Here is an 8,722-nt window from a genome sequence, read left to right on the forward strand (position 1 = left end):
TTTTACACCGCCCCAATTACTTCATAATGAAGACAGTCGTGTTTACATTCGCCTTTAAAAGCACCTTCGCAAATAGGCATTTTACATAATTTTTGTGCTTCATCATCACTGCGGCTGATTCGCTTTCGGATATAGCCTATATTCTCAAAATTTACTTCCTTGCCTTTTTCTATAGCGGCGCAGGTGTTAATCCAGACTACATTGCAGTCATCATGGGCGCACAAATCGAAACTTTGACGGAAATCGTAAGAGCCTGTAGAAAAAGACGGCACGATAATGAGAGTGAGCTTAAAGCAGCGCATAAGCTGTTCCATATATTTTGTCGTAAGAAAATCTTTACAGATAAGAACGGCGAAGCGGCCGATTCCTTCAAAATGGAAAATGTTCACCACAAGGCTTGAAAGAATGCCTTCAAGATAGCCGGTTCCTCCCTGCTCTACCCGGAATGGATTCTGCTTGCTCTGATGGCAGACGACATTGCCGAATTTGTCAAGGATAGTGACGGAGTTCCGGTTTTTTTCCCAGAAAGAAGGCAGGACAATCAGCGAAGGAATTGATTTCGCCTCTTCGTCTGAAAGAGCTTTTAACTTGCCCGTGATATACTCAGTCATTTTCGGGTTTCCGAGCATTTCCGGGAACACGATGATGTCGCTGTTGTTTTTTCCCGCTGCCAGAATTTTCTGCCAGATGAGGGAATTTTCTGAATCAAAAAGTGATTCTTCAGAAACTGCTTCACCCTCAGAAGAACCGGCATTGCGATATTCAATCTTAAAATACTGGACTTTATTTTCGTCGTAAGGAAGGACGTCAAAATCACGTTCAAGACGGAGAGGTGTTGCGGCAATTTTTAGAAAACGTTTTTTTGAAAAATCAGAGAACAGGTCTTTTTTAAGGAAAAAATGCTTGTCAATCAATTCTCCCAAAATCGAATTTTCCATTAAGAGAATATTGAAAAGGAAATTGTCCATGCGGTTGTAGCTGTGAGCAAGCCTGTGTTTGCGTTCCCATACACACGAACAGCGCGGTAAAAGGCCAATTCCTGTATTTTCGCGGTTTGTGTTCAGTACGACTGAAAAATCATCTTCCTGAAAATCCTTAATTTTCTGCTGCAAAAGATTTTCAAGGCTTTCGTCTAAAAGCTGGATAAGACACATAATCGCAAAAAAAATCATTTTCACCCTTCATTGATTCAATCAAAGAGTCAAGAACATCAAAAAAACTTTCGTTCAAATCAGAATCTGAAATTTTATGAACTTTTGATGTATCTTTTTCAAACAGAACCGGCAGTTTTTCACAGATTATTCCGCTGATTCTTGTTTTTTCATTTTTAGAGATGCAGCTGTAACGGACAAAAAAATCTTCAGTACAGGAATTGATTACGAGAGAGCAAAGCTGTGCAATTATATTGTAGATATTTTTCATAATCAGCTTTTCCATTCAAATGAAAGCATTGTGATGTCATCAAACTGTTCGGCTTTTCCCACAAATTCATCGATTGATGAACGTACAGATTTCAGGATATCCGGTGCCTTCAGATTTTCAGTCTTTTTTATGGCAGCCAAAAGCCGCTCTTCCTCAAAAAGCTGATTCTCACCATTTGTAGCTTCAGTAACACCGTCAGAATATACAAAAATACGGTCACCCTTTGAAAGCGTGATTGTGTGCTCAACATAAGGATAATCTTCCATGCCACCAAGAACGAAATTCGGCTTTGTCTTGAGATAAGAAAACTCGCCTTCATGATATAAAACAGGGGCCGGATGTCCTGCATTTACAAAACGAAGTTCGCCGGTTGAAAAGCAGAAGATACCAAGCCAGCATGTTACAAAAAGCCCCGAATCATTGTTCTTACAAAGCTGATTATTTGCCTTTTCAAAAATTTCTTCTGGACCAAGACCAAGCATTGCATAAAAATCAAGCAGAACCTTGCTTTTTCCCATAAAAAGAGCCGCTGGCATTCCCTTTCCTGAAACATCGCCAACTGTAATCATCAAGTGGTCGTCATCAAGAAGAAGATAATCGTACAAATCGCCGCCGACTTCCTTTGCAGGTGACATTGATGCAAAAAGGTCAAAATCAGTGCGGTCAGAAAATGGCGGATATTCTTTGTTCAGCATGTCACTCTGGATTTTTGAAGCAACCGAAAGTTCTGTTGAAATTCTTTCTTTTTCGGCGGTAATGCGGGTAAGTTCTTCAATATTGCGGCAAATATCCTTTTCCATCTGATGAAGCGAATGAGCAAGGATTCCTATTTCGTCCTGATTTTTTACTTCAAGAAGTCTGTCAGAAGGATTTCCGCCGTAAGAAGCAAAATGGTCGGTCTCACGCGTGATAAAGGTGATAGGATTTATAAATTTTTTGTTAAAATAAATGATGAAGAGTCCTATAAACAGCACCGCAAATACTAATTCCAAAGCAATGACAAAATTAACGAACGAGTAGCGTGCATCAACGAATTCCTGGATATTTTTCTGAACTCCGAGCACGGCGATAATTTTTCCGCTGGAGTCCATAACAGGAATTTGAGCTGTGATGTGCGATCCGCTCCGTGTTTTCATGGTGTGACGGACTATAGTCGCTCCTTCTTCGAAAACCCGCTTAGTTGATGCATTATAATCTGCCTGAACGTACTCTTCTTCGTAGCCAAGAGGATATTCTGAGTATCTGCCGCCTTTTTTTACAGGATTGTAGATGTATGTGATGTGCGTGTAGTCTGGCGGAAGAACCGAAGAAACATAAATCATGTTAAGTTCAAATTTATCGACAAAATCCTGTAATATGCGGTGAACGGTCTCATAGTTCTCATCTTTTTTTTGCGTGGAAAGATAAGAAGAAAAGTCATCGGGATTAAGAACTTCTCTTGCGGCCGCAGAAATTGAGCGGATTGAAGAATCATATTGCCTTCGAAACTGCCGTGTAAATGCAAAATAACCGGCAGAAAATACAAGCGAACAGAGCAAAGACCCCGAAACAATTACGAGAAAAAGAATTTTTTTTGTGATTACGGGGAGTTTTTTTCGTTTCATTTGTATTCAATTTTCAGAAAGATATCCGCACCGGTGACTTCAAAGACTTGTTTACAGAACTGGCTCGGATTTCTGATAATCAGCTCGTGTTTTTCCTTCATTTTTTTCTGTGCTGAAAGGAGCACGCGAATTCCCGCTGATGATATGTACTCAACTGCGGATAAATCAAGGATAAGAGTCCAAACGACTGGAGATGTAAGCCAGTTTGAAATTTCTGATTCAAGAGTTGCTGAAGTTTCGACATCTATTCGTCCTGAAATTGTGAGTGTTACACTGTGCTCATTTCGTACTTCTGTAATCTGCATATTTTCCCCTAATGCTAAAATGATTTTTTTACGATGATTTCGACTTTTTTTCAAGTTTTTTCCGTCACAGTCAATCCAGAATTCTCCGGTCGTAAATGAAAGAAGTGTCAGATTGATTTTATCACGAGTTTAGGAATTATTCACTAGTTTTTTCTGCTTTTTCACCGTAAATGATTTTCCAGTCATTTTTCATTGAAACCGGAATCCAGCCGTTAGCCTTGCAGTCAGTGAGCATTTTTTCGGCTTTTTTGAGGTTGCCGTATTCGCGTTCTGTGTCATCGCAGCAGAGCATAAAGCCGAGTGATTTATATTCATTGTCGTACATTGCGTAGTTCACCATGCTGGCATCTGTAAAGCTGTTTCCAAAAGCGAGGACAGGCTGATAACCGATTTCTTTTACGATTGTAGAAACTTTGTTCATCTGAAGATTTTTGATAATGTTTACACCGCCAAGAAGAACTTTGTCGCCCTTGGTGAAGGTGTATTCAAGTCCGTCTTTTCCTTCCTGATTTGTTGAAACAAGCACATTGTCTGAACCGATTACCTGTTTTGGAGGAAGTTTAAGGGCATCGCAGACTAAAGCGCGTAAAATGAGTCGGTTTGTGCCGCTTGAAACATATACGGAAAAGCCGTTTTCTGTAAGATAATTTACGACTTCTACCATCGGCCTGTAAAAAGCATCTGCCCTTTTGAGATTTTTGTAACCGGGCTGGGAAGTCTGCATAAAATCTTTTACATAAGAATCATATTCTTTGAGGGTAAATCCTTCGTAGGCACTAGCAAGCATTCTCTCGTATTCTTTTCCAAGAGGCGGAACTTTTCCTGTAGCACGGAACTCTTCTGCCAAAGCTTTCTGCTCTTCAGTCGGCGTATAATTTGAATCGTCAAGAACGCGGTGAATAAAAAGCTGAAAGTCAAAATAAGTAGGATTTGTTTCACAGAAAAGAGTTCCGTCCAGGTCAAAAGTTGCGATTCGGCGTTCAACCGGAATAAAATCAGCGGATTTTTTGTCTGTTACAGATTCCACATATTCAATTAAGGCCTTTTTTGCAGGAGCCTCATCGTTCCAGAGCGAAAGGGCTTTATTTGATTTAGAACATGAAGCAAGAATCAATGCCGCAAATGAAGCGAGCATAACAAGTTTTAAAAAGTTGTGTTTTGTAGTTTTCATAATGAAAAATCTCCTGTGTTTATTTATACGAAGGTCTTTTGAAAAAGGCTAATTTTTTTGAAAAAATTGCAGGATAAGATTGATAATGATGATGTTGTTTCTTACAAAAAGTAAGTCTTCATTCGCCCTTTGCCTTTGATTTCCATTTCGACCGGTGCAGAAGCCCCAACTGCGTCCTTTATAAGTGCCATCGTATTTTCTGATACATGGATTTTCGAAGACTGACCGGAACTTTCCATGCGGCTTGCAACGTTTACTGTATCGCCCCAGATATCGTAGACAAATTTTGTCTTTCCGATAACACCTGCAATGAGATTTCCGCTGTTTATTCCAATTCGCATAAAAAGTTTTAAATTGCTTTTTGCATTAAAATCTTCAATATCTTCTAACATTCCACGGGCAAAATTAACGATTGCAAGGGCGTTATTTTCTGCACTTTCGCTTCCAAAAAGACCGGAAGCTGCCATGTAAGAATCCCCGATTGTCTTGATTTTTTCAATTCCCTCGCGTTTTGCCCGTTCATCAATTCTTGAATAAAGCGAATTAAGTGCACCTACGACTGTGTCTGCATCAAGAGTACTCGTTATTTTTGTAAAGCCTACAATATCTGCAAAAAGAACTGAAGCATTTTCAATTTTATCAGCAATTTTTGCGTTTTTATCTACTGCAAGGCGTTTTGCAACTTCTTTTGGAAGAATATTTAAGAGAAGTTCTTCAGAACGGTTCTTTTCTTCCTGAAGTTCCTTTGTACGCTCCCTTACAGTATCTTCAAGTTTTCTGTTTTCTTCTTCGATACGGATAAGTTTACCTTCAGTAAAAGAAATTGTTATAGAAACTATGAAAAGAATAGAAAGTAAAACCAGAGCCACATCAAAACCAATATAAGACAATGGCTTAAGAACACTTTCATAGGCAAAAACAATTTTTGAGTTCGAAGGCGAAAAATATGCCGGAGAATACATAATGCAGCCAAAACCTAAAGTTTTTAACGGAGTGACCTGATAAAAATCAGCACCATGAATATTTTCCTGATCTTCATCATGAGGCTTTCTGACCGTCATTACATATTGCGCAGACGGTATTGTTCCAATCTGTGTTATCGAAAAAGTTCCGTTCCAGGGACCCGGGTCAATTGCACAGTCCTCAGAAATATCGATTGTAACATTCCAGTCAGTAATAATTGTAGCTTTCATGTTATTGTAAATCACACCGTCATATTGAGCACCGATTCGAGTTAAATCTCCGTCATCATTCCAGACTTTTTCTGTATTCCTTAAAAAAGTCAGACAGACTGGTTTTGAGCGGTCATTTTCTGAATAAGGTTTATCGATAATCAGTTTTTTTTCGGGGATGCTTATTCCTGTAATTGAAATAATGATAAGAAGTCCCAGAAAGCCGCCGGAAAGTGCACAGATAACCTGACATAAATGACTTCGTGCAATCCGTCTTTTCATTTCCGGAACTGTAGTCATCTGTTTATAATTCGGACTCAGTCTGATTCCTTCTCTTTTATCCAGATAAAACTCAAGTTCCATGAGCTTAATTGATGAATAAAAAAGATGCAGAGCACCGGCACCATAACCTATATTAATCCAGGAAAATCCATAAAAAAATAAAGCAAAAAAAATACCGGCAAAAGGAAAGCAGGCATATACAAAAAGCGAGATAAAAATATTTTTTTGAAGAACTTTTTTATGCTGAAGCAGCATGGCCACAGTAATAAGACCGGGTGCAAAGCCGAAAACAACACTCAAAGGATAAAGTGCATTTCGGTGGTAAAAATTATGGTCGTCAAAGTAATAATAAAGATTAAAAAACTGACTGACAAAAAGCAGAATGACACCTAAAAGGCAGATATAAAAGACAACAAAAAGATGGACTGGAATTCCGTTTTTTACAGATGAAACAGGATTTTTCAGGATTTTTAACTCAAGAAAATCTGATTTTATGAATTCAGTGCTGTAAAAACAGAGAAAAAAAGGCAGGACACAGTTAAGGGAAAAAACCATGAAATTACTCAGGCGGACCATGTAGTAACCAAGCGGAGTCGGATTACCACGGAAAATATATGCCAGAGCATCAAAAACAAGCAGGACACCTGTAATAAACAGAGTCAGAATAAGTGTACGGCGGGCATTATTTTTGAATTTATGCCCGGAGAGCAGAAAAATACCGGCCTGCATACAAAAAAAAGCCAGTCCAAAAAGAACTACGATACTGATTATTCTGATTGTGTCATTCATAGCGTATCTTTGATTTTATTTTATAATAAAAAAATTGTCAAAAAAAAGACGGCATTAAAGCCGTCCTTTAACTTCACACTTATTCCTTCTCTACCACGCAGAATCATGCGGTTGGCATACTGTTCTTCAGTGATTGCTTTGTAATCAGGATGTGATTCTTCGCCGAACCAGTCAAAAGTTCCGCCCATATCCAGTTCTTTTTCTGTATTCATGTCGAATAAAGTTAAATCTACTGTGCTTCCACGGCTGTGTCCAGATTTTTCTGCGATGTAGCCCTGTTCGAAAAGAACAGACTTATCAAGATTCGGATAAAAATATTTTTTCATTCGTGTGTCAGCAGTGTCTTTTGACCATCTTACAAAGTGAGACACGGCGCGCTGCGGTCTGTAAGCATCATAGATTTTAAGACGATACCCCTGAGCTTTTACATCGTCACTAACTGCCTTGAGAGCAACGGCCGCATCTTTTGTAAGAAGGGCTGCAGGCTTTTCATAACCTTCAATACGGTCTCCGACAAAGTTATAGGTTGAATAATAGCGGATTTCAAGAATTGCATCCGGAACTGCTTCTGCCAGATGAACAAATACTTCCGGTGCAGCGTCTTTCTGGCTGCATGAAGCAAAAAATGCCATAACCGATACAAATAAAATATAAAGCCCGGATTTATTTGTTAATATCATAAAAATCTCCCTGCGCTTTATGTGAGCTATGCTCTCTTGCGCCGTCATTTATTTATACGAACAAATTTCAAAAAAGGCTAATTAAAAAAAAAAGACGGCATTTCTGCCGCCGTGTGTGATGATGTTTTAAAGAAATTAGTCGTATTTTCCTGTTGCGCCTGCAATCGCAGAAACGACAGTCCCCCATGCAGCACCACCAATTGCTCCGTATGCAGCTCCAGTTGCCATGTAACTGCCAACTGCAACTCCTGTGTGGAACAGTGCTACATCAGCTGCAACTGCAAAGCCTGCAAGAGCACCAACACCAGTACAAACAAGTGCTACCCCAACCGCAACTGCCGCACCAATTGCAACTTTCTTCCAGTTATCCTTAAACCAGTTACCAATTGAACTAAAAAATCCGCCGCCTGCAACATTCTCAAGTTCATCCTCTGTAAGTTCCTCAGGCTCATTCTTCTTCTGCTCCTTCATTGCGGCCTCTACCTGCTCCATAACAAAGTCGCACTGCTTCTGCAATTTCTCTACCTCAAGTTCCGGATAGAAAGTATGAAGTGCCTCGAACGCCTCTTTTGGATTTGAAGCACCTTCAACAATCTCAGTAATTTTCTCAGCATCAAATTTGCCTGAAATTTTTTCAATTTCTGCCTGTGCAATTCCGTTCTGAGCCAGTGTCATTTTCATTTCTTCGTTTGTCATAATTTTATTCTCCTTAATATGACCTGCCATTTTACGGCATTTAATTTTAGTTTTGTAAAGGTCTCACTCAACCTACATATATTTATACGAAAGACTTTTAAAAAGGGCTAAAAAAAAGACGGCATTTCTGCCGTCCGACACTATTTAATGTTCAGGATATCCCTGAATCCCGTAACATCAAAAACCTCAAGAACTGTTTCACTAACATTGATGATTGTAAGCCCTGACTTTCTTGCAAAATTCTTATGTGCTGAAAGAAGAACCCTCAGACCAGCCGATGAAATATAATCAAGTTTTGAAAAATCAATAATAAGTTCTGCAGCCTCAGTAAGACTTTGAATTTCTTTTTCAAGTTCCGGGGCTGTAGCCGTATCAAGACGACCTTCAACGGCAAGAACAAAAGATGTTCCGTTCTGGCTCTTTGTAATTGTCATAAAAATTCCCCCATTATTTTAAAGTCAAAAATCACAAACCACCCGTCAAACGGGTGGTTTGAACACAGCCTATAAGGCTCGGTTCTCAAGCTGAGACTTAAGTCCCGGCTTTCACTTACGTTCAAGTCTATTGCAGGTTGACCCGTCGCAGCCCCTGAAGGGGCGTT

Annotated in this window: 9 protein-coding genes; all 9 read right to left on the minus strand. The window is 39.4% G+C overall.

The window, feature by feature from the left end:
- Positions 1-2 precede the first annotated feature (2 nt).
- Positions 3-1,172, minus strand: a complete 1,170-nt coding sequence (locus tag ACKI5B_RS13105) for a carbon-nitrogen hydrolase family protein (RefSeq protein WP_407429493.1) — start codon at positions 1,170-1,172, stop codon at positions 3-5.
- A complete protein-coding gene (locus tag ACKI5B_RS13110) occupies positions 1,120-1,422 on the minus strand; it encodes a hypothetical protein (RefSeq protein ID WP_407429495.1) in 303 nt (100 codons plus the stop codon). The genes ACKI5B_RS13105 and ACKI5B_RS13110 overlap by 53 nt, the downstream gene beginning before the upstream one ends.
- 2 nt (positions 1,423-1,424) lie before the next feature.
- Positions 1,425-3,026: a SpoIIE family protein phosphatase gene (locus tag ACKI5B_RS13115; RefSeq protein ID WP_407429497.1), complete on the minus strand. Its 1,602-nt coding sequence runs from the start codon at positions 3,024-3,026 to the stop codon at positions 1,425-1,427.
- On the minus strand, positions 3,023-3,331 hold the full coding sequence (locus ACKI5B_RS13120; protein ID WP_407429499.1) for an STAS domain-containing protein: 309 nt from the start codon (positions 3,329-3,331) through the stop codon (positions 3,023-3,025). The genes ACKI5B_RS13115 and ACKI5B_RS13120 overlap by 4 nt, the downstream gene beginning before the upstream one ends.
- Positions 3,332-3,467: 136 nt before the next feature.
- A complete protein-coding gene (locus ACKI5B_RS13125) occupies positions 3,468-4,502 on the minus strand; it encodes a haloacid dehalogenase-like hydrolase (RefSeq protein ID WP_407429501.1) in 1,035 nt (344 codons plus the stop codon).
- A gap of 101 nt (positions 4,503-4,603) precedes the next feature.
- Positions 4,604-6,745, minus strand: a complete 2,142-nt coding sequence (locus tag ACKI5B_RS13130) for an adenylate/guanylate cyclase domain-containing protein (protein WP_407429503.1) — start codon at positions 6,743-6,745, stop codon at positions 4,604-4,606.
- Positions 6,746-6,765: 20 nt separating this feature from the next.
- The gene (locus ACKI5B_RS13135) at positions 6,766-7,425 is read right to left on the minus strand and encodes a M15 family metallopeptidase (RefSeq protein ID WP_407429505.1); all 660 of its coding nucleotides are present in this window, start codon (positions 7,423-7,425) and stop codon (positions 6,766-6,768) included.
- A 135-nt stretch (positions 7,426-7,560) separates the two neighbouring features.
- Positions 7,561-8,121: a ComC/BlpC family leader-containing pheromone/bacteriocin gene (locus tag ACKI5B_RS13140; protein WP_407429507.1), complete on the minus strand. Its 561-nt coding sequence runs from the start codon at positions 8,119-8,121 to the stop codon at positions 7,561-7,563.
- A gap of 140 nt (positions 8,122-8,261) precedes the next feature.
- The gene (locus ACKI5B_RS13145) at positions 8,262-8,555 is read right to left on the minus strand and encodes an STAS domain-containing protein (protein ID WP_407429509.1); all 294 of its coding nucleotides are present in this window, start codon (positions 8,553-8,555) and stop codon (positions 8,262-8,264) included.
- Positions 8,556-8,722 lie beyond the last annotated feature (167 nt).

Source organism: Treponema sp., assembly GCF_045657965.1.
Lineage (GTDB): Bacteria > Spirochaetota > Spirochaetia > Treponematales > Treponemataceae > Treponema_D.

Coding starts and splice junctions, on each gene's coding strand:
- ACKI5B_RS13125 (WP_407429501.1), bottom strand. CDS start 4,502: ATGAAAACTACAAAACACAACTTTTTAAAACTTGTTATGCTCGCTTCA.
- ACKI5B_RS13105 (WP_407429493.1), bottom strand. CDS start 1,172: ATGATTTTTTTTGCGATTATGTGTCTTATCCAGCTTTTAGACGAAAGC.
- ACKI5B_RS13115 (WP_407429497.1), bottom strand. CDS start 3,026: ATGAAACGAAAAAAACTCCCCGTAATCACAAAAAAAATTCTTTTTCTC.
- ACKI5B_RS13145 (WP_407429509.1), bottom strand. CDS start 8,555: ATGACAATTACAAAGAGCCAGAACGGAACATCTTTTGTTCTTGCCGTT.
- ACKI5B_RS13110 (WP_407429495.1), bottom strand. CDS start 1,422: ATGAAAAATATCTACAATATAATTGCACAGCTTTGCTCTCTCGTAATC.
- ACKI5B_RS13130 (WP_407429503.1), bottom strand. CDS start 6,745: ATGAATGACACAATCAGAATAATCAGTATCGTAGTTCTTTTTGGACTG.
- ACKI5B_RS13120 (WP_407429499.1), bottom strand. CDS start 3,331: ATGCAGATTACAGAAGTACGAAATGAGCACAGTGTAACACTCACAATT.
- ACKI5B_RS13140 (WP_407429507.1), bottom strand. CDS start 8,121: ATGACAAACGAAGAAATGAAAATGACACTGGCTCAGAACGGAATTGCA.
- ACKI5B_RS13135 (WP_407429505.1), bottom strand. CDS start 7,425: ATGATATTAACAAATAAATCCGGGCTTTATATTTTATTTGTATCGGTT.